Origin of the sequence: Paracidovorax konjaci (assembly GCF_900112675.1) — a bacterium.
In the GTDB taxonomy this organism is placed as follows: domain Bacteria; phylum Pseudomonadota; class Gammaproteobacteria; order Burkholderiales; family Burkholderiaceae_C; genus Paracidovorax; species Paracidovorax konjaci.
In genome coordinates this window covers 57064-75863 of record NZ_FOMQ01000018.1, presented here as the reverse complement: position 1 = coordinate 75863, position 18800 = coordinate 57064, and the positions used below count along the sequence as shown (strand labels likewise).

Annotated in this window: 18 protein-coding genes; 7 read left to right on the top strand and 11 right to left on the bottom strand. The window is 71.7% G+C overall.

What is annotated here, in order from left to right; all coding sequences use genetic code 11:
• Window positions 1-2722 (bottom strand): DUF6531 domain-containing protein (locus BM144_RS23660; protein WP_139225797.1); only part of this gene is annotated, 2722 nt, incomplete at its 3' end.
• Window positions 2723-2741: 19 nt separating this feature from the next.
• On the opposite strand from BM144_RS23660, the gene BM144_RS22980 reads away from it, so the two are divergent.
• Entirely contained in the window at window positions 2742-3113 is a 372-nt protein-coding gene (locus BM144_RS22980) for a hypothetical protein (RefSeq protein WP_139225796.1), read from the top strand.
• A gap of 318 nt (window positions 3114-3431) precedes the next feature.
• Here the strand turns inward: BM144_RS22980 and BM144_RS20265 are convergent, their stop codons facing one another.
• The 5 genes from BM144_RS20265 to purM all read right to left on the bottom strand — a co-directional run bounded on the left by BM144_RS20265 (window position 3432) and on the right by purM (window position 8020).
• A complete protein-coding gene (locus BM144_RS20265; RefSeq protein ID WP_245783754.1) occupies window positions 3432-4481 on the bottom strand; it encodes a GlxA family transcriptional regulator in 1050 nt (349 codons plus the stop codon).
• A complete protein-coding gene (locus BM144_RS20260; RefSeq protein ID WP_092956772.1) occupies window positions 4445-5131 on the bottom strand; it encodes a DJ-1/PfpI family protein in 687 nt (228 codons plus the stop codon). The genes BM144_RS20265 and BM144_RS20260 overlap by 37 nt, the downstream gene beginning before the upstream one ends.
• The gene (locus BM144_RS20255) at window positions 5128-5724 is read right to left on the bottom strand and encodes a cysteine hydrolase family protein (RefSeq protein WP_092956769.1); all 597 of its coding nucleotides are present in this window, start codon (window positions 5722-5724) and stop codon (window positions 5128-5130) included. The genes BM144_RS20260 and BM144_RS20255 overlap by 4 nt, the downstream gene beginning before the upstream one ends.
• A 118-nt stretch (window positions 5725-5842) precedes the next feature.
• Window positions 5843-6934 carry an AI-2E family transporter gene (locus tag BM144_RS20250; RefSeq protein ID WP_092956766.1) on the bottom strand — a complete coding sequence of 364 codons (1092 nt, stop codon included), beginning with the start codon at window positions 6932-6934 and terminating at the stop codon, window positions 5843-5845.
• 27 nt (window positions 6935-6961) lie between these two features.
• A complete protein-coding gene (gene purM / locus BM144_RS20245; protein WP_092956763.1) occupies window positions 6962-8020 on the bottom strand; it encodes a phosphoribosylformylglycinamidine cyclo-ligase in 1059 nt (352 codons plus the stop codon).
• 443 nt (window positions 8021-8463) lie between these two features.
• Between purM and hda the strand changes: the two genes are divergently transcribed.
• The 4 genes from hda (at window position 8464) to folK (ending at window position 12045) form a co-directional block, all read left to right on the top strand.
• Window positions 8464-9174 carry a DnaA regulatory inactivator Hda gene (gene hda / locus BM144_RS20240; RefSeq protein ID WP_092956760.1) on the top strand — a complete coding sequence of 237 codons (711 nt, stop codon included), beginning with the start codon at window positions 8464-8466 and terminating at the stop codon, window positions 9172-9174.
• 75 nt (window positions 9175-9249) lie between these two features.
• On the top strand, window positions 9250-9954 hold the full coding sequence (locus BM144_RS20235; protein ID WP_092956757.1) for a histidinol-phosphatase: 705 nt from the start codon (window positions 9250-9252) through the stop codon (window positions 9952-9954).
• The gene (gene pcnB, locus BM144_RS20230; protein ID WP_092956754.1) at window positions 9951-11534 is read left to right on the top strand and encodes a polynucleotide adenylyltransferase PcnB; all 1584 of its coding nucleotides are present in this window, start codon (window positions 9951-9953) and stop codon (window positions 11532-11534) included. Before BM144_RS20235 ends, pcnB begins: the two co-directional genes overlap by 4 nt.
• Before the next feature lies 1 nt (window position 11535).
• Window positions 11536-12045 (top strand): 2-amino-4-hydroxy-6-hydroxymethyldihydropteridine diphosphokinase, encoded by a 510-nt coding sequence (folK, locus tag BM144_RS20225; RefSeq protein WP_092956751.1) that lies wholly within the window; start codon window positions 11536-11538, stop codon window positions 12043-12045.
• Between the two features lie 66 nt (window positions 12046-12111).
• Here the strand turns inward: folK and BM144_RS20220 are convergent, their stop codons facing one another.
• Entirely contained in the window at window positions 12112-13086 is a 975-nt protein-coding gene (locus BM144_RS20220; RefSeq protein ID WP_092956748.1) for a Bug family tripartite tricarboxylate transporter substrate binding protein, read from the bottom strand.
• A 195-nt stretch (window positions 13087-13281) separates the two neighbouring features.
• Here BM144_RS20220 and BM144_RS20215 point away from each other — a divergent pair, with 195 nt between their 5' ends.
• Window positions 13282-13632, top strand: a complete 351-nt coding sequence (locus BM144_RS20215; protein WP_092956745.1) for a four-helix bundle copper-binding protein — start codon at window positions 13282-13284, stop codon at window positions 13630-13632.
• Between the two features lie 42 nt (window positions 13633-13674).
• Here BM144_RS20215 and BM144_RS20210 read toward each other — a convergent pair whose 3' ends face one another.
• Complete coding sequence (locus BM144_RS20210; RefSeq protein ID WP_092956742.1) at window positions 13675-14748, bottom strand: CDP-6-deoxy-delta-3,4-glucoseen reductase; 1074 nt, start codon at window positions 14746-14748, stop codon at window positions 13675-13677.
• Window positions 14749-14793: 45 nt separating this feature from the next.
• Between BM144_RS20210 and BM144_RS20205 the strand changes: the two genes are divergently transcribed.
• Window positions 14794-15744, top strand: coding sequence for an NAD-dependent epimerase/dehydratase family protein (locus BM144_RS20205; RefSeq protein ID WP_092956739.1), 951 nt, complete (start codon window positions 14794-14796; stop codon window positions 15742-15744).
• Window positions 15745-15946: 202 nt separating this feature from the next.
• Here the strand turns inward: BM144_RS20205 and BM144_RS20200 are convergent, their stop codons facing one another.
• The 3 genes from BM144_RS20200 to BM144_RS20190 form a co-directional block, all read right to left on the bottom strand.
• Window positions 15947-16651, bottom strand: coding sequence for a DUF4124 domain-containing protein (locus BM144_RS20200; protein ID WP_092956736.1), 705 nt, complete (start codon window positions 16649-16651; stop codon window positions 15947-15949).
• Window positions 16652-16671: 20 nt separating this feature from the next.
• The gene (locus BM144_RS20195) at window positions 16672-17289 is read right to left on the bottom strand and encodes a hypothetical protein (protein ID WP_245783753.1); all 618 of its coding nucleotides are present in this window, start codon (window positions 17287-17289) and stop codon (window positions 16672-16674) included.
• Between the two features lie 213 nt (window positions 17290-17502).
• The gene (locus tag BM144_RS20190) at window positions 17503-18777 is read right to left on the bottom strand and encodes a CaiB/BaiF CoA transferase family protein (protein ID WP_092956733.1); all 1275 of its coding nucleotides are present in this window, start codon (window positions 18775-18777) and stop codon (window positions 17503-17505) included.
• Window positions 18778-18800: the final 23 nt, after the last annotated feature.

Below are 18800 nucleotides of genomic sequence, written 5' to 3'. Positions count from 1 at the left end.
TCTGGCCGTGGGCGGCCCAGGTCCAGCCGGTGGGCTGGCCCAGCGGGTTCCAGGCGATGCCGGTGAGCAGGGGCTGGCCGTTCCAGAGCAGGGCGGTCAGGCGGCCCGTGGCGTCGTACTGCATCTGCAGGCGCCGGCCGCTGGGGTAGGCGATGGCGGCCACCTCGCCAGCGCCGGGGTTGCCGCCGGGCACGTAGTCGATGCCGACGGCGCGCGTGGCGGTGCCGGTGGCCGGGATTTGCAGAACCTGTGTTTTGGTCATGACGCGGCCCAGCCGGTCGTAGCGCCAGCGTGTGGTGACGCCGGGGTCCTGCAACTCGCTCAAGGCGCCCGTGCTGGCGCGCGGGGCGTTGTCGGCGTTGTAGGCGGTGCCGGTGAGGTCGTAGCGCAGCACGCTCTGCCTGCCGTCCGCCAGGAGTAGGAGCGTCGGCCGCCCCAGGGCGTCGCGCGTGGCCTTGGTGGTGCGGCCCAGGGCGTCGGTCCACTGGACGGGGCGGCCCATGGCGTCGTAGCGGGTGTCGGTGGCGCCGGCGTCCGGCGTGGTCTCGCGGGTGGGGTTGCCGCGCACGTCGTTGGCGTAGGTGGTGGAGACACCGGCGAAGTCGGTGGCCGAGCGCAAGGCGCCCAGGCCGTCGTAGGCCAGGGAGGCGGATTGGCCGGCGGGGTTGGTGATGCGCGTGGGCTGGCCGAAGGCGTTGCGCTCGTAGGTGGTGGTCTGGCGGGCGGCGTTGGTCTGCGCGGTCAGCTCGCCGTTGGGGCCGTAGGTGAAGGTGTCCTTCAGCTCCCCGGTCTGCACCGACTGGAGCTGGTTGAGCGCGTTGTACTGCCGCTGCTGGCGCCAGACCACGGCGCCGCCGGCGTCGGCGATCTCCGTGAGGGTGGTGTTGCCGAAGCCGTCGTAGGCCAGGCGGGCCGTGGCGCCGCGGTTGTCCTTCCAGCCGGTCATGCGGTGGGCGTCGTCGTAGGTGTATTCCACGGCGTAGCCGGAGGGCTCGCCCTGGCGGGCGAGCTGGCCGGTGGCGTCGTACTGGTAGGTCCAGGCCAGGCCGTTGGTGGAGACCTGGGTGACGAAGCGCCGCGGGTCGCTCACGTTGTCGATGTCGTAGCCGACGCCGTTGGGCAGGCCCAGGTAGTGGGGGTAGCCGTCCGTCTGCCGCATCGTCATGGTGGTGTGGCCCAGCGGGTTGCGCACCTCCATGGGCCACGGTTGGGGCGGGTAGGCATAGCTGTAGGTGGTCTTGAAGCCGTTCGCGTCGGTGGAGGAGAGCATCGTCCAGGCGCCGTACTCCCAGGTGCGGGTGGTGGGCGGGGTGCCCGACTGGGTGTCGGAGACGCGTTCGCTCACGAGGTTGCCCAGGGTGTCGTAGGCGTATTCGGTGACGCGGCTGCCCTGGCGCGTGCGGACCGGCAGGCGCAGCGAGGGATGCCATTCGGTCTGCACGGAGCGCTCGTCGGCCGTGCCCGCCGCATGGACGGCCAGGGTGGGCAGCCGGCGGGCCTCGTCCCAGGTGTAGCGGCTGGTGCGTCCCGCGAAATCCTGCTCGGCGGTGACGAGGCCGCTGGCGCCTTGCGTGCGCCGCACCACCGGGCGGTAGGCCAGCGCGGGCACGGCCGACGCCCCGGTGATGGCCAGGGCGCCGTTCTGGTGGTTGAAGCCGTATTCGCGCAGCAGGCCCTGCGCGTCCCTGACGCGGACCGTGCCGGACGCGAGCGACGCATAGTCGAACTCATGCGCAAGCGCATCGCCCGCATGGGCTGCCTTGAGGGTGCGGCCCAGGGCGTCGTAGCTGAAGGTGGCGAAGGTGCGGCCGTTCTCGTCGGCGATGGCCGTGAGCAGCAACGGATACCGCGCATCGCCATAGGTGAAGCGCTTCGTGTAGGTGTTCTCCAGGCTGGCCGATGCCAGGCTGCCTTCGCTCTCCAGCCCGCCGGTGTAGGTGTAGTAGGTGCGGGACCCCGCCGGGTTGGTCAGGCTCTTGATGAAGCCGAAGCTGTTGCGCTCGAGTGTGAGGGTGTTGCCGAAGTGGTTCTTGATGGTGACCAGGCGCCCGTACTGGTAGCCGTAGGAGAGCAGCCAGCCGTTGCGGAAGCGGCGCGTGAGGAGCTTGCCGGCGCTGTCGAAGCTCAGTTGCGAGTCGTCGTTCGCATACTGGACGGTCCAGCCGCCGTTGGCTTGCACCATCGAATCCCCCGGCTCGCGGGGCGCCCAGGTGCCGGAGGCGCCCTGGCTGAAAGACCGCTCCTGCCCATCGCCGAAGACCAGCGTGGCGGCGCCGCCCGTCACCTTCAGTTCGATCGCGTGGTTGTGGCTCCACTGGTCGCCCAGGCCGTGGTTGGGCCGCACGGAGCCCAGCGCCCAGTGGCTGCGGTAGATGCGGATGAAGTCCAGGCCCGCCCCCTGCGGGTCCGTGTAGTCGGCCTGCTCCTGGAAGTTCTCCCCGGTGGCGGGAATGACCGGATCGCCCATGCACATGCCGTCCTGCCCACCCGGGAACACCGAGAGCGGAACGATCCGGTCCGTGGGTGGGGGCGGCGGGGGAGGCGGCGGCGGTGCGGGCGGAGGAGGGGGTGGTGGCGGCGGCGGGGGCGGCGGGGGTGGAGGAGGGGGCGGAGGCGGTGGGGGATCGATCAGGTCCTTGAGGGCGCACCAGCCGCTTTCAGGGTCGCGGATGTAGGGGTTGCCGAATTCGTCCGGTTCGCAGTAGCAGACGTAATCTCCCACTCCATAGTCAAAGCGACTAATGCTCATCTTCCACCATGTAGGGTTGGATGCGTACAGGGGATGGCTGTTTGTGCGCTGGTTGCAGGTTGGCCAGATGGGGGACCCATTGCTGCCTTCACAGACAGAGTCTGAACTGATGCAGGTCATGGGGAATCTGTCGTCACCAGAGGGCCCGCAGTATTTGTTACTGCGAGCGGGCATCGCACCACATACCCCTTGCGGCGTTGTCGAGTGGATGGTGAATAGATCCACCGCAGGAATCGTGTCTATGTGGTATCCCAAGGGTTTGCCACTGTCCGCCCCCGCATACGCAGACGATCCCGCCACAAGCGCTGTTAAAAGAAATTTATATTTGAATAAAGTTTTCATTATTTTTATTTCCCCCGAATGATTTGAATGGATGGTTGCCTCATTCGAGTGGGATCGAATAAGGCATTTACCTGAATTTGGACCGGGGGCATTCTATGGGCGGGTATGCACAGGAAAGGGGCTGTATATGCCTTGCGTACCGTTCTGCGGAAGCAATGCTCAAAGCGCTTGGAGCTGGTCAGGCGCTGTGGTAATGCCGAGCCGCGCACGGCCGGCGGGCTGCGCGTGCGATCCGGTAGTGCAGTTCAGTGCAGAGCAGAGACCTGCGGCGTCCTGCCGTGCTGGCCCCGACGTTTCCGCGATGGGCCGGGGCGGCCTCCGCACGCCCGCCCGCCGGCGCTCAGGCGTGCCCGGGCTCCGACGGCGTGCCGCCGCGCCCGAACCGGTGCCATGCGCGGCGCAGTTGCGTGTCGGAGCTGAAGCCCGCCAGCGCGGCCGCCTGGGTCACGCTGTGGCCCGCGTTCAGCGCGGCCTCGGCCGTGGAGAGGCGGATGGTGCGCAGCCAGGCGAGCGGGGCGATGCCCGCGTGGTCGAGAAAGAGCCGCGTGAGGTGGCGCGGCGAGGCGTGCGCCACTTCGGCCATGGCCGGCACGGTCCAGGCGCTGGCGGGGTCCTGCGCGACGGCGTCCTGCACGCGGTGCAGCGCGGGGTGCAGATGGTCGCGGTGCGCGAGGAAGGGCGAGAACTCCGGGTCGTGCGGCCCGCGCCGCAGGGCCAGCACCATGGTCTGCGCGACCTGGGCGGCGACGGCCGGGCCGCATTCGTCCGCGATGCGGTGGAGCACGAGGTCGATGCCGGTGGTGACGCCCGCGCTGCTGTAGAGCGGCGCGTCGGGCACGAAGACGCGGTTGGCCACCACGTCGCAGCGCGGCTCGACCTGCTGCAGCTCCGCGAGGTGCTGGTGGTGCGTGGTGGCGCGCCGGCCCGCCAGCAGCCCCGCATGCGCGGCCAGCACCGAGCCCGCGCAGACGGTGAGCAGTTCCAGCCGGCCGCGCTCGGGCCGCAGGCCGCGCAGCCAGTGCAGCAGGGCGCGCGCCTCGTCGCCCGCCACGTCGATGGCCGCGCCGGGCAGGCCGATCAGCACCACCCATGCGGCGTCGGGCCATGCCGTGGGCAATGGCTCCAGGCCGCTCAGCAGCGCGCCCACCGAGGTGACCGATTGCGGCGTGGGGCTGGCGAAGCGCAGCACGAAGCGCTCCGGCCGCCCCTGCGCGCGCAGGCACTGGTTGGCGATGCGCAGCGCCTCCGCCGGCCCGGCCCAGTCGAGCACGAGGCTGTGCGGCAGCAGCGCGAAGACGACGTGGATCGGCGGCGGCGGGGATGCCGCTGCCGTGGTGGCGGTGGCCTCGTCGTTCAGGGCTGCGGAACGGTTCGGGGATCGGGATTCCATGGCGTGTCCATCTGCCGGGCCGTGCGTTCGGCGAGCGCGCGGCCGGCGAGGCGTTCTACCAGATGCAGCGACAGGTCGATCCCCGCGCTGATGCCGGCCGAGGTGAACAGCGTGCCGTCGCCGCCGTGGTCCACCCAGCGCACGCCGGTGCGCACGTCCAGCCGCGGGAAGCTGCGGCGCAGGTCGTCCACGTCCTCCCAATGGGTGGTGACGGGCCCGTCCTGCACCACGCCGGCCGCCGCGAGCAGGAAGGCGCCGGTGCAGACCGAGGCCGTGACCCAGGCGTCCGACGCGGCGCGCGCGATCCAGGCGAGCGTGGCGGGGCAGGCCAGGGCGCCGTCGACCACGCCGCCGGGCACGACCAGCACATCGGGCGGGTCGGCATCGGCGAACGCGGCATCGGGCACGATGCGCAGCCCGGCGCGGGCCCGCACCACCGCCGCGGGGCCCGCGTCGCGCGCCACGCAACGCACGTCGAAGAGCGGCGGAGCCGATGTGAGCGCCTGCCGCGCGTGCATGCGCGCCGCGGTGGTGAAGACCTCGTAGGGGCCGGCCAGGTCGAGCGCCTCCACGTCGTCGAACGCGAGGATGGCCACCCGCCAGGTGGCTGGGGGCGCGTGCCTCGCCGGGCCGGCGGCGCGGCCCGTCATGCGGCCACCCCGGTGCCTTCGCGGGTGCGGGCGGCTTCTTCGGCCCGCTCCAGCGCGCGGTCCACCGTGCAGGGTGTCGCGAAGCGGCCGGCCAGCACCGTCTCCGTGCGTGCCTTGAGATCGGCGGCCGAGAGCCAGCGCCCGTCGGGCTGCTGCATGTCCCAGGTCAGCGTGGCCTCGGTCGCGTAGTCCACCTCCCAGCCCAGGTCGCTCGCATGGCGGGTGGTGGTTTCGCAGCACTGCTCGGTGCGGATGCCGCTCACGATCAGCCGGCCGATGCCGTGCCGCGTGAGCCACACATCGAGGCCCGTGCCCACCAGCGCGCTGTGGCGGTGCTTGGTGAATTCCGCGGCCGGGGCGAAGGGCGCCAGCCCGGCCAGCGGCCGCACGTGGCCGGATTCGACCGCGAAGGGGTTGGATGCCTCGGCGGGTCCGTCGCTGTGCAGCACCCGCACCACGGGGATGCCGCGTGCCGCGCAGCCTTCGATGAGCGCATTCTGCGCAGCGAGGTAGGCGGGCAGGTCCTGGGGCGCGAAGTACGGGCGGTGGCGGAAGGACTCCTGCACATCGATCACTAACAGACAGGTTTTCATGGCAATCTCCCGGAAAGGGCAGTGGTGGATGCCGTGATATTGCCTGGGCTGCGCGGCGCCGTCCGCTCCGCGGCAGACCTGAACCGATCGGTTTAGGACATCTGCTGCGCGGCGGTCGTCATACCAGGCGGACCGCTTCCAGTTCTTTCTTCAGGTAGGCGTAGAAGAGCGGTGCGGCCACGAGCCCGGCGGGGCCGAACACGGCTTCGGCCACGAACATCACCGACAGCAGTTCCCACACGCCCATGTGCGTGCGCTGGCCCACCACCTTCGCGTTGATCACGTATTCGGCCTTGTGGATCAGCACCAGGAACGCCAGGCAGGCGATGGCTGCCGTGGGCGAGACCGACAGCCCCACGATGGTGATGACCGCGTTGCACAGCAGGTTGCCCACGATGGGCACGAGCCCCGCCAGGAAGGTGAGCGTGATGAGCGCGGGCGTGTAGGGCAGGCGCAGGTCCCACAGCGGCAGGATCGCCAGCAGGAAGAGGGCCGTGAGCATGGTGTTGAACGTGGCGATCCAGAACTGCGCCGCCACGATCTGCCGGAAGGCTTCGCCCAGGTAGGTGATGCGGTCGGCCAGCGCCACGGCCAGCGGCCCGCGGGGCCCGTCCAGCGGCCGCACGGCGGCCAGCGCGCCGATCAGCAGGCCCACGTAGGCATGCAGCAGGCCCGCCAGCCACACGCGCCCGGCCAGCGCGAGTGCGCCGGCCTTGGCGCCCAGGTAGCCCGCGATGGTGCGCTGGATCTCCGCGGCGCCCTCGGGCAGGTGCGCGCCGATGTCGGCCGGCAGCTTCAGGCGCAGCTCCAGCACCGTGCGCGCGAGGAAGTCGAGCAGTTCGCGGTACTGCTGCGGTGCTTCCACGATGTAGGTGCGCGAGTGGGTGGCCGCGATGGCCAGTAGCACGAGCGGCGCAATGCCCACCAGCGTGGCCGCCGCGGCCTGGCCGGTGCGCGCGGCGCGGCCCGTGGCCTGCCAGCCGCGCGGCAGTGCGCCTGCCAGGCGGGGCGCGGCCCAGCGCGTGAGCAGGAAGCCCAGGCAGGCGCAGATCAGTCCGGGCAACAGGCCCTGCCACATCACCAGCAGCAGCGCGCCGCCCATGAGCAGGTAGCTGGCGGTGCGCACGCCGCGCGCCGGCCCGGGTGGGGCGATGGCGGCGGCCGGAGCCGACGGCGGTTGCACGGGCGGCGGGGGCTCCAGGGGCGGCATGGGCGGGTGCGGCCTGCGGCGGGCGGGTCAGGCCACCACGACGGCGGCGCCCTGGCCGCGCTCGGCGATGGCCCCCAGGGTGTGCACGGTTTCGCCCTGGGCGCGCAGCGTGGCGGCCACGGCATCCGCCTGGGCGGCGGAGACCACCACCACCATGCCGATGCCGTTGTTGAAGGTGCGGTTCATCTCGATGTCGTCGATGCCGGCCGTCTTCTGCAGCCACGCGAAGAGTTCGGTCTGCGGCCAGCTGCCGGCCTTCAGGTGGGCGGCCAGGCCCTCGGGCAGCACGCGCGGGATGTTCTCCAGCAGGCCGCCGCCGGTGATGTGGGCCAGCGCCTTGATGCCGCCAGCATCGGCCGGGTGCTGCGCGAGCGCCGCCAGCACGCTCTTCACGTAGAGGCGGGTGGGGGCCATGACGGCCTGGCGGAACGGCTGGCCGTCCAGCGTGGCGGGCGCGGAGCCGCCGGCGCGCTCGATGCACTTGCGCACCAGGCTGAAGCCGTTGGAATGCACGCCGGCCGAGGCCAGGCCCAGCACCACGTCGCCCACGGCCACTTCGCGGCCCGTGAGGATCTTCGACTTCTCGACCGCGCCCACGGCGAAGCCGGCCAGGTCGTATTCGCCGGCCGGGTACATGCCGGGCATCTCGGCGGTCTCGCCGCCGATCAGCGCGCAGCCGGACAGCTCGCAGCCCCGGGCGATGCCGCCCACCACGGCCGCGGCCGTGTCCACGTCGAGCTTGCCGCACGCGAAGTAATCCAGGAAGAAGAGGGGCTCGGCGCCCTGCACGAGCACGTCGTTCACGCTCATCGCGACGAGGTCGATGCCGACCGTGTCGTGCATGTTCCACTCGAAGGCCAGCTTCAGCTTGGTGCCCACGCCGTCCGTGCCCGACACGAGCACCGGTTCCTTGTAGCGCTTGGGCACCTCGAAGAGCGCGCCGAAACCGCCGATGCCGGCCAGCACGCCTTCGCGCATGGTCTTCTTGGCCAGCGGCTTGATGCGCTCGACCAGCGCGTCGCCCGCATCGATGTCGACACCGGCGTCTTTGTAGGAAATGGGGGTGGAGGAGGCGGAGGAACTCATGGGCTGGATGGGTGTGGTGCGGGACCCGCGTGGCGGGCCGGAACGCGCGGATTCTAAAGGCCGCGCCCGGCCGGCTGGCCAATGCCCCCTTCCGGCGGCCGCAGCCGCCCCGCCGGGGCCGCCGTCCGCCGGGCCGCCGCAGCAGACTAAAATCGCCGGCTGCACAGGGGCTGCCCTCCGGCGGACCCTGGCGCTGCCCCGGGGCCGCACGTGCCGCGCGGCGCGGCTCCCGTGCCGGGCCCGGCCGGATGCCCTGCCGGGCGTGCCGCCTCCGGTGGGCTCGTCTTCCCGTTCGCATTTCCTTTCCGTTTCCGTTTCCTGCTGTCGTCTCCGCTGTCTTTGTCTCCCTTGCCCGCTTCCATGCTGCCGCTTCCCCCACCGCTCCGCCATGCCGAACCGCAGCCCGCCGCGCCTGCCGGTCCGGGCGCGCCGGGAGGCAGCGCGTGAAGCAACTGGCGCTCGACATCGGCCTGGCCACCGGGCCCACGCTCGCGCGCTTCTTCCCCGGGCCCAACACCGAGGCGCTGCAGCACCTGCGCATCGCCGTGGGCGATGCCGATGCGGCCTCCGGTGCGCCGGCCGCGCGCTCGCCGGTGCCCACCTACCTCTGGGGCGAATCGGGCAGCGGCAAGACGCACCTGCTCGAAGCCGTGCGCGAAGCGCTGCGCGAGCAGGGCTGCACCGTGGGCTGGCTCGATGCCTCGGTGATGCTGCCCACCGCCTTCGACGAGCGCTGGACGGCCGTGCTGCTCGATGAAGTGCATCTCTATTCCACGGCGCAGCAGGCGGCGGCGTTCAACTGGTTCGTCAATGCCATCAGCCCGGCCGTCGGCGCGCCGCGCTGGGTGCTGGCCGCGGGAGACCTGCCCCCCGCCGACCTGCCGCTGCGCGACGACCTGCGCACGCGCCTGGGCTGGGGCCACATCTTCCAGTTGCACCTGCTGGACGAGACCGAACGCCGCGCGGTACTGCGCCAGGAGGCCGGCGCGCGGGGCATCGCTCTCGGCGACGACGTGATGAACTACATGCTCGGCCGCTTCTCGCGCGACCTGGGCAGCCTCATGCAGCTGCTCGACCAGCTCGACAGCTTCGCGCTGCAGACGCAGCGCGCCATCACCATTCCCCTGCTCAAGACCATGCTGGAGTCCGAGTAGCGGCGCGCGCCCGCACGATGCCGCCGCCCCCGCCACCCCTCCCACACCGCACTGCACTGCACCGATCGCCCCTGCATGACCTCCGATACCCCGGCCTCCCGTCCCCGGCTTGCGCTGTTCGACCTCGACCACACGCTGCTTCCGCTCGACTCCGATTTCGAATGGGGCGAGTTCACCATCCGCATCGGCTGGACCGACCGCGCCGAGTTCGGGCGCCGCAACCAGGAGTTCTACGACCACTACGTGGCCGGCACCCTGGATGTGCACGACTACGTGCGGTTCGCCGTGGACGCGGTGCGCCGCGCCGGCCCCGAGGCTTCCGCCGCCGCGCATGCGCAGTTCATGCGCGACGTGATCCATCCGGCCATCCGCACCGAGGCGGTCGAGCTGCTGCGCGGCCACCGCGATGCGGGCGATGAGGTCGTCATCGTCACGGCCACCAACGAATTCGTCACGCGCCCCATCGCGCAGGCGCTGGGCGTGGAGCAGCTGCTGGCCGTGGAACTGGAGCGCGACGACCAGGGCTGGATCACGGGCGGCGTGCGGGGCGTGCCCTCCATGCGCGAGGGCAAGGTCCGGCGCATGGAACAATGGCTGGCCGCGCGGGGCTGGACCTGGAGCGATGTGGAGAGCACTTTCTACAGCGATTCCATGAACGACGTGCCCCTGCTCGAGAAGGTCGACCATCCTGTCGCCACCAACCCAGACACCCGCCTGCGCGCGCTCGCGCAGCAGCGCGGCTGGCGCATCCTGGACCTGTTTCCTACGCCAACACCATGATCAAGAAGTTCATCGACAAACTGCTCGGCAAGACCGCGCCGGGCACGGGCCGTGGAAAGCACCGCTTCGGCAAGCGCGAGGATGTGCCGGCCTCCGTGCACGGCATCGACCCCGAACTCGTGGACCGCCGCGCCGCCGAGGTCGTGCGCACCCTGCAACAGGCGGGCTACGAGGCCTACATCGTCGGCGGCGCCGTGCGCGACCTGCTGCTGGGCCTGAAGCCCAAGGATTTCGACGTGGCCACCAACGCCACGCCCGAGCAGGTCAAGGGCCTGTTCCGCCGCGCCTTCATCATCGGCAAGCGCTTCCGCATCGTCCACGTGGTGCACGGCCGCGGCCGCGAGCACGAAGTGATCGAGGTCTCCACCTTCCGCGCCTACCTCGACAACACCGCCGCCGAGCAGGTGAGCGGCAACGAGAAGACCTCCAAGGCCGCGCTGGCGGGCATGCAGCATGCCGTGGACGCGAGCGGCCGCGTGCTGCGCGACAACGTGTGGGGCCCGCAGGACGAGGACGCCACGCGCCGCGACTTCACCATCAATGCCATGTACTACGACCCCGGCACGCAGGTGGTGGTGGACTACCACAAGGGCATCCAGGACGCCCGCAAGAAGGTGATCCGCATGATCGGCGACCCGGCCACGCGCTACCGCGAGGACCCGGTGCGCATCATCCGCGCCGTGCGCTTCGCGGCCAAGCTCGCGGGGCTCGGCTTCACGATCGAGCCCAAGACCGCCGCGCCGCTCGTGCAGTCGCAGACACTGCTGGCCGACGTGCCGCAGAGCCGCATGTTCGACGAGATGCTCAAGCTGCTGCAGACCGGGCATGCGATCGCGACCATCGAGCAGCTCAAGAAGCTCGGCCTGGCCTCGGGCATCTACCCGCTGCTGGACGTGGTGGTGGAGCGCTCGGGCACCTCGTTCGTGAGCGCGTCGCTGGCCGACACCGACCGCCGCGTGGGCGAGGGCAAGCCCGTGGCGCCCAGCTTCCTGCTCGCCTGCGTGCTCTGGCAGGACGTGAAGACCCAGTGGGACCGCCGCCTCGCGCAGCGCGAGCACCCGTTCCCCGCCCTGCAGGGCGCGATCGACGATGTGTTCGACCAGCGCATCGGCGACGTGTCGGGCCGCGGCAAGCTGGCCGCCGACATGCGCGAGATCTGGGTCATGCAGCCGCGCTTCGAGAAGCGCGTGGGCACCACGCCGTTCAGCATGGTCACGCACCTGCGCTTCCGCGCGGGCTTCGACTTCCTGCGGCTGCGCGCCGACGTGGGCGAAGTGGACGAAGCCCTGGCCGACTGGTGGCAGGAGTTCCAGCTCGCCGACGAGGCGCGCCGCGAAGACATGATCGACCAGGTGCGCGAAGAGCAGAAGCAGCGCCAGCGCAAGAACCAGCCCGTGGTGCGCCGCGTGCCCAAGCCGGCCGCGCCGGCCGAGGGCGAGGCCCCGGCTGGCGATGGCGCGCCCGACGGTGCGTCCGACGGCCCCGAGGCGGACGCCGCTGCGCCCAAGAAGCGCCGCCGCCGCCGCCGCAAGCCCACGGGCGGTGGCGAAGGCGGGTCGTCCGCCGCGCCGGACGCCTGAGGTGAGCGCTGCGGTGGCCGGCCGCGCGCCGGTGCGTGCCTGCATCGGGCTGGGCGCGAACCTGGGCGATGCGCGCGGCACCCTGCGTGCCGCCATCGCGGCCCTGGGCGCGCTGCCGCACACGCGCGTGGAGGCCGTGTCCTCGCTGTATGCCAGCGCCCCGGTGGATGCGCAGGGGCCGGATTTCCTGAACGCCGTGGCGCTGCTGTGCACGGGGCTGGCGGCCCCGGCCCTGCTGGATGCGCTGCAGGGCATGGAGCGGGCGGCAGGCCGCGAGCGCCCGTATCGCAATGCGCCGCGCACGCTGGACCTGGACCTGCTGTTCTACGGCGACGGAACGATCGATTCACCCCGCCTGCAGGTGCCGCATCCGCGCGTGCGCGTGCGTGCCTTCGTACTGCATCCCCTGGCCGAAGTGGCGCCGGGGCGCGTGGACGGTGCCGATCTGCAGCGCGTGGCCGACCAGCGCGTGCAGGCCGTCGCAGGCCCGGGCTGGTCCACGGAGGGCTGACCGGCCAGCGCGCCACAGGCCGGGCCCGGCGTGCGCGCGCCGCTTGCCGCGGCGCGCCGCGCGGCGTCAGTCCACCTTGGCGCCGGAGGCCTTCACCAGTTGCTGGTACTTGGCGCGTTCAGAGGCCATGAAGGCATCGAACTGCTCGGGCGTGGTGGGCACGGGCTCGGCCATCAGCGTGGCGAAACGGGTCTTGGTCTCCGGCGCGTTCAACGCGGCGACGAAGGCCTTGTTGAGTTTGGCGATCACCGGCTTGGGCGTGCCGGCCGGCGCCACCAGGCCCCACCACGTATCGATCGAGAAGCCCTTGAACGTGTCCGACAGCGGAGGCACGCCGGGCAGCATCGGCGTGGCCTGCAGCGAGGTGACGGCCAGCGCCTTCACCTTGCCCGCGCGGATGTTCGGCGCGGCGGCCGCCAGGTTGTCGATGTTGAAGTCCACCTCGCCGGCCAGCAGCGCCAGTTGCGCGGGGCTCGCGCCGCGGTAGGGAATGTGCAGCGCGAAGATGCCCGCGCGCTGCTTGAACATCTCGCCCGCCAGATGGCCCGCGCTGCCGTTGCCGCCGCTGCCGTAGTTCAGCTTGGCCGGGTTGGCCTTGGCGTAGGCGATGAGGTCGGCCACCGTGTGGATCTTGAGCTGTTCGGCCTTGGCGGCGTTGATCACCAGCACGTTGGGCACGCGCACCATCTGCGTGATGCCCGCGAAATCCTTGGCCGCGTCGTACGGCATGCGGCTGTAGAGCCACGGATTGACCGCGTGGGTGGCCGTGGCGGCCAGGCCGATGGTGAGGCCGTCGGGCGCGGACTTGGCGATCGCATCCGCGCCGATGTTGCCGCCCGCGCCGGCCTTGTTGTCGATGATCACGGTGCCGAGCGCGTCGCGCACCCGTTCGGCCAGGGCCCGCGAGGTCACGTCCAGCGGACCGCCCGGTGCATACGGCACGATGAGGCGGATGGGGGTGTCCTGCGCCTGCGCGAGGGGGGAGGCCAGGGCCGCTGCGCCAGCGGCGGCGGAGAGTAGGAAGTGTCTGCGGTGCGTCATGGCGACATTGTGCAAAAAAATGTGCCGCTACCGATGGCGGGTGTGTCGCTGCGATGTCCTACAGCGTCACTCTGCCGCGATTTCTATAAAAGAAACCCGTGGTGGCCGAGGGGGCCGTTGCGCGTGCGAATGGAGGCTTTGCCGGCCGCGCAGCGCTGCGTTCCGCCTGCCAGCTTCTTGCCAGGAATTTCTTTTATGCAGCATTTTCCCGACGCGACCGTTTCGTCACGCTATGCGGATTGCATCCGCGCATGCAACGACTGCGCGGATGCGTGCGACACCTGCGCGGCTTCTTGCCTGCGCGAGCCCGAGCCGCGCCACATGGTGCAGTGCATTGCGCTCGACATGGACTGCGCCGCCATCTGCCGGATGGCCGCGGGCGCCATGGCCCGCGAAAGCGCGCATTCCTACGAGATCTGCGCGCTGTGCGCCCGGCTCTGCGACAGCTGCGCGAACGAGTGCAGCCGCCACGACATGGCGCATTGCCAGGCCTGCGCGGCCCGGTGCCGCCGCTGTGCGGAACTCTGCCGCGCGATGGCCCATTGACCCTGGCGCACGCCCTGCGGCGCAGCGCTTCGGGGCCGCCCTTCAGGAGCCCACGGTGGCTCCGTGCTTGTCGGCCTCGGACGTGAACGCGTCCGCGTAGAACTCTTCCGGCGGCAGGCCGCGTTCGGCGCTGTAGGCGGTGCGTGCCGATTCCACCACGATGGGCGCGCCGCAGGCATAGACCTGGTGGCCGGACAGGTCGGCATGGTCGTCCATGACCGCCTGGTGCACGAAGCCGGTGCGGCCGGTCCAGCCGTCTTCCGGCAGCGCATGCGATACCACGGGCACATAGGTCAGCCGGGGCAGGGCCGCCAGTTGTTCGCGCACCCACGCATCCATGTAGAGGTCGCCCGGCCGCCGGCCGCCCCAGTAGAGCGTGGCGGGCCGGTCGATGCCCTTGAACCGCAGGTGCTCGATGAGCGCCTTCACCGGCGCGAAGCCGGTGCCCGAGGCCAGCAGGATGATGGGCTTGGGGCTCTCCTCGCGAAGGAAGAAGCTGCCGAACGGGCCTTCCACGCGCAGGATTTCCTTTTCCTTCATGGCCCCGAAGACGTGGTCGGTGAAGCGACCGCCCGCCATGTGGCGGATGTGCAGCTCGATGCCCGGCGCGCCTTCCTGGGTGTGCGGCGCATTGGCCATCGAATAGGCGCGGCGCGCGCCGTCCTTCAGGATGAATTCGATGTACTGGCCCGCGTGGTAGCGGAAGGTGTCGGCCGCCGGCAGCTGCAGCCGCACCACCATCACGTCGTGCGATGCGCGCGTGAGCGTGGAGACGCGCACCGGCATTTTCTTGATGGGGTAGGCGCTTTCGTCGGTGACCTGGCGCGATTCCAGCACCACGTCGGTGAGCGGCTGCGCGCAGCAGGTGAGCACGAAGCCCGCGTCGGCCTCCTCGGCGCTCAGGGCCTTGGCCTGGTGCTCGCCGTGCACCACGGAGCCGCTCAGCTTCCTGCATTTGCACGAGCCGCAGGCGCCGTCCTTGCAGCCGTAGGGCAGGCCCACGCCGCTGCGGATCGCGGCGGCCAGCAGGGTTTCGCCGGCCTGTGCGGCGTAGGCGCGGCCGCTGGGCTGCACGGTGATCTGGTGGAGGGATGGGGCCGTCTCTGCGGTGGTCATGGGGTCGTTATCCTTGTGTGTCTCATCGTCGACGGACTCCGGATTTTGCCTTCAAACCTCACACCCCTTGGCGCGCTGCCGGCGCGTTTCCGCCGCGAACGTGTGCTGATCGTCGGCTGCGGCGACGTTGGGCAGCGCGCGCTGCGCGCCCTCGGCGCCGGGCAGGGCGCGCCGCGTCCGCGCGTGCTGGCGCTGACCTCGTCGCCGCAGCGCGTGCCGGGGCTGCGGGCCCAGGGAGCCGCGCCGCTCGTGGGCAACCTGGACGACGAGCGCACGCTGCGCCGCCTCTCAGGCCTGGCCACGCGCGTGCTGCACCTGGCGCCCCCTCCGGGCGAGCGCGGACCGGCGGGCGCCCCGACCGATCCGCGCACGGCCGCGCTGGTGCGGGCGCTGCGCCGGCGCAGCCTGCCGGGCGCGCTGGTGTACGGGTCCACCAGCGGTGTCTACGGCGACTGCGGCGGAGCGCGCGTGGCCGAGAGCCGCCCCGTGGCCCCCGCCACGGCGCGCGCGCGGCGGCGCGTGCATGCGGAGCGCGCCGTGCGCCACCTCGGCCGCACAGGGGTGCGCGTCAGCGTGCTGCGCATTCCGGGCATCTACGCGCCGGACCGCGAAGGCGGCACCCCGGAGGCGCGCCTGCACCGCGGCACGCCCGTGCTGGTGGCCGAGGACGACGTCTACACCAACCACATCCATGCCGACGACCTCGCCCGCGCGTGCGTCGCAGCGCTGTGGCGCGGCCAGGCGCAGCGCATCTACCACGTGAGCGATGCCAGCGAACTGAAGATGGGCGACTACTTCGATCTGGCCGCCGACCTCTACGGCCTGCCGCGCCCGCGCCGCATCGCACGTGCGCAGGCGCGGGAAGAACTGTCGCCGATGCTGCTGAGTTTCATGGGCGAATCCCGCCGGCTCGATGCCACGCGCCTGGCGAAGGAGTTGCGCGTGCGGCTGCGCTACCCCACCGTGGCCGAAGGACTGCGAAGCGCCAGCGTGTAGCGGGCAGGGCATGAAAGCCGGCGGCAGGCTTGAGAGACCGGCCAAATGCCCGATCCGATCGACCTGCATCGGATGGAGCGGTGCCTCACCCTTCCGATGGCCGCGGAGCAGGCCACGCCAGCAGACGCCGAGGAACCGGCTCCGCCGGGCCGCAGGCGTCGTCCCCCCGGGGGAAGGCGCCGAAGGCGACTCAGGGGGGCCATCACCTCGGATAGACGTTGCCGTTGCGGTCGTAGCAGCGGAAGACGTTGCATTGCGTGCCGGGCGGCTTGGCGACCGGCACGGCCGGCTGCACGACCACGGGCCGTTGCGGCACCACGACCAGCGGCGGCGTGTAGACCTCCTGCGTGCCGTAGGTGCTGCCGTTGCCGCCGCGCGCGCCCTGCGCCTGTGCGTAGCCCGCGGAGCCCAGGCAGTCGAGTTCCACCTGTTGCTGCGCGGCCGAGAGGCGGGCCTGCGCCTCGTAGCTGCCCTGGCCGGGCTCGGCCGCCACGCGGTCGAGTTGCCGGCGCGAGCGTGCGCATTCGGCCGAGCGCGCCGGGTCGGTGGACACCTCGCGGCCCGCCCGGGCGCGCGACTCCTGCGCCTCGCGCCGGGCCTGCTGCTCCTCCGACAGCGCTTCGGCCCGCAGCCGCTGCTGCTTGAGTTCGAGCGCGGCGCGTGCCTGCTCGCGTTCTTGCGCGATCTCATCGGCCGTCTTGCGCGGTTCGACCTCGCGCGCCGCCGTGCCCCGGTCGCAACTGCCGTCGGTGTAGGTGGTCTTGCCGGTGGCGGGGTCGGTGCAGCGCAGCACCTGGGCATGGCCCGCCATGCAGCCAAGCCACAGCGCCGCGGCCAGGCCGCCCCGGCACAGCGCGGCGGCGGCCCGGGACGGGCCGTGGGATACCGGGGAGAGGGGGGAGGGCATCAAGGGGCTCCTTCGCGCCGTCACTGGCGGTTCGGATTCTGATTCTGGAACAGCGGGTTGGGGAAGCCGCGGTTCGGCGCTTCCTGGCGCGGGTTGCGGTTCTGCGCATCCCGGTTCTGCGCTTCGATCTCGCGGCGGATGCGGTCCTGGTTGGCGCGGTCGCGCTGGTCGCGGATGGCCCGGTCGCGGTCCTGCTGCTCCCGGACCGCGCGATCGCGGTCTCTGTCGCGGTCCCTTTCGCGTTCACGCTCCCGCTCCTGGCGGCGGCCCGCTTCCCAGGCTTCGCGGTCGCGCCGTTCGCGCCAGGCGCGGTCGCGGTCTTCGCGCTCGCGGCGCTGGCGCCAGTCGTCGCGAGGATCGGGCCGGTAGCCGTAGGCGGGCGGCGGGGGCACGACGACCGGGTAGGCGGGCCGCGGAACGACATAGGTCGGCTGTTCGTACACGGTGACCGAGCCGCCCGACGGATACGCCGGGCTCGGATACACCGGCCCGGAGGGGTAGGACGGGCTGGAATAGACCGGGCCCGACGGGTAGCCCGAGCCGTAGTCGTAATACGGATCGCCCGGCACCGTGGCGCAGCCTGCCGCCATGGCCCCGAGGGTGGCGGCGGCCATGAATTTCAGGAGGAGTGGAGGCATGCGGATCGGGTCTCGCTGCTGGGGCGGCACCGGCGTAAGGCCGGCGGGCCGCTGTGAATGGGGTGCCCGCGGCGCATGGCGGTGAACGGGCAGGATGACGGTGGTGTGACGCGTCGGCCCCCATTTTGGTTGACCTGCGGAGGGAGCGGGTGTCGGATCGCGCCCTGACTGCGCCCGCCCGGCGCGGTGCACAGGCCACCCGGGCAGGGGGCCCTACACCACGCCTGCCGCCCGCAGGCGCGCCAGGCCGTCCGCGCCCACGCCCAGTTCCGCGAGCACTTCGCCGGTGTGCTGCCCCAGCGCCGGTGGGGCATTCCGCAGCACGGGGGGCGTGGCCGAGAGGCGCAGGGGGCTGGCCACGCCGCGCACGGTGGCGATGCCGTCGGGGCCGGGCTGGCCGCCGGGCCAGCGGGGCAGCTCGACGGCCAGCCCGCGCGCGCGCACCTGCGGGTCGTCGAAGGCCTGGGCGACCGTGTTGATGGGGCCGCAGGGAACGGCCTTGTCTTCCAGCAGCGTGACCCAGTCCGCGGTGGTGCGCGTGCGGGTGGCGGCCTCCATCAGCGGCACCAGGGCGGCGCGGTGCTGCACGCGCAGCGTGTTGGTGGTAAAGCGCGCATCCTGGGCCCATTCGGGGTGGCCGGCCGCTGCGCAGAAGCGGGCGAACTGGCCGTCGTTGCCGATGGCCAGCAGCATGGCGCCGTCGGCCGTGGGGAAGTCCTGGTAGGGCACGAGGCTCGGGTGGCTGTTGCCCTGGCGCTGCGGCGCGGCGCCCGTGGCAAGGAAGCCGGCTGCCTGGTTGGCCAGCACGGCCATGCCCACGTCCAGCAGCGCCATGTCGATGTGCTGGCCTGCCCCGGTCCGCTCGCGCACATGCAGCGCGGCCAGGATGGCGTTGCTGGCGTAGAGGCCGGTGAAGAGGTCGATCACCGCCACGCCCACCCGCAGCGGGCCGCCGCCGGGCTCGCCGTCGGCGCGGCCGGTGATGTCCATGAGCCCGGTCATTGCCTGCACCATGAGGTCGTAGCCCGCGCGGGGGGCGTAGGGGCCGTCCTGCCCGAAACCCGTCACCGAGCAGTAGATGAGCCGCGGGTGCAGCGCGCGCAGGCTCTCGTGGTCCAGGCCGTACTGCCGCAGCCCGCCCACCTTGAAGTTCTCCACCACCACGTCGGCCTGTGCAGCCAGTGCCCGGATCAGCGCCTGGCCCTCCGGGTGGGCCATGTCGATGGTGACGGAGCGCTTGTTGCGGTTGCAGGCCGTGAAGTACGCCGCCTGGCCGGTGTCCCGGCCCTCGGCGTCCTTCAGGAAGGGCGGGCCCCAGTGGCGCGTGTCGTCGCCCGCGCCGGGCCGCTCGACCTTGACCACGTCCGCGCCCAGGTCGGCCAGCACCTGCGTGCACCAGGGGCCGGCCAGCACGCGCGAGAGATCGAGCACCCGGATGCCCGCGAGGGCGCCGCCGGGGGGGGGGGAAGGGGGAGGGGAGGCGTGCATGGGGTCGATTGCTATCAAATGAA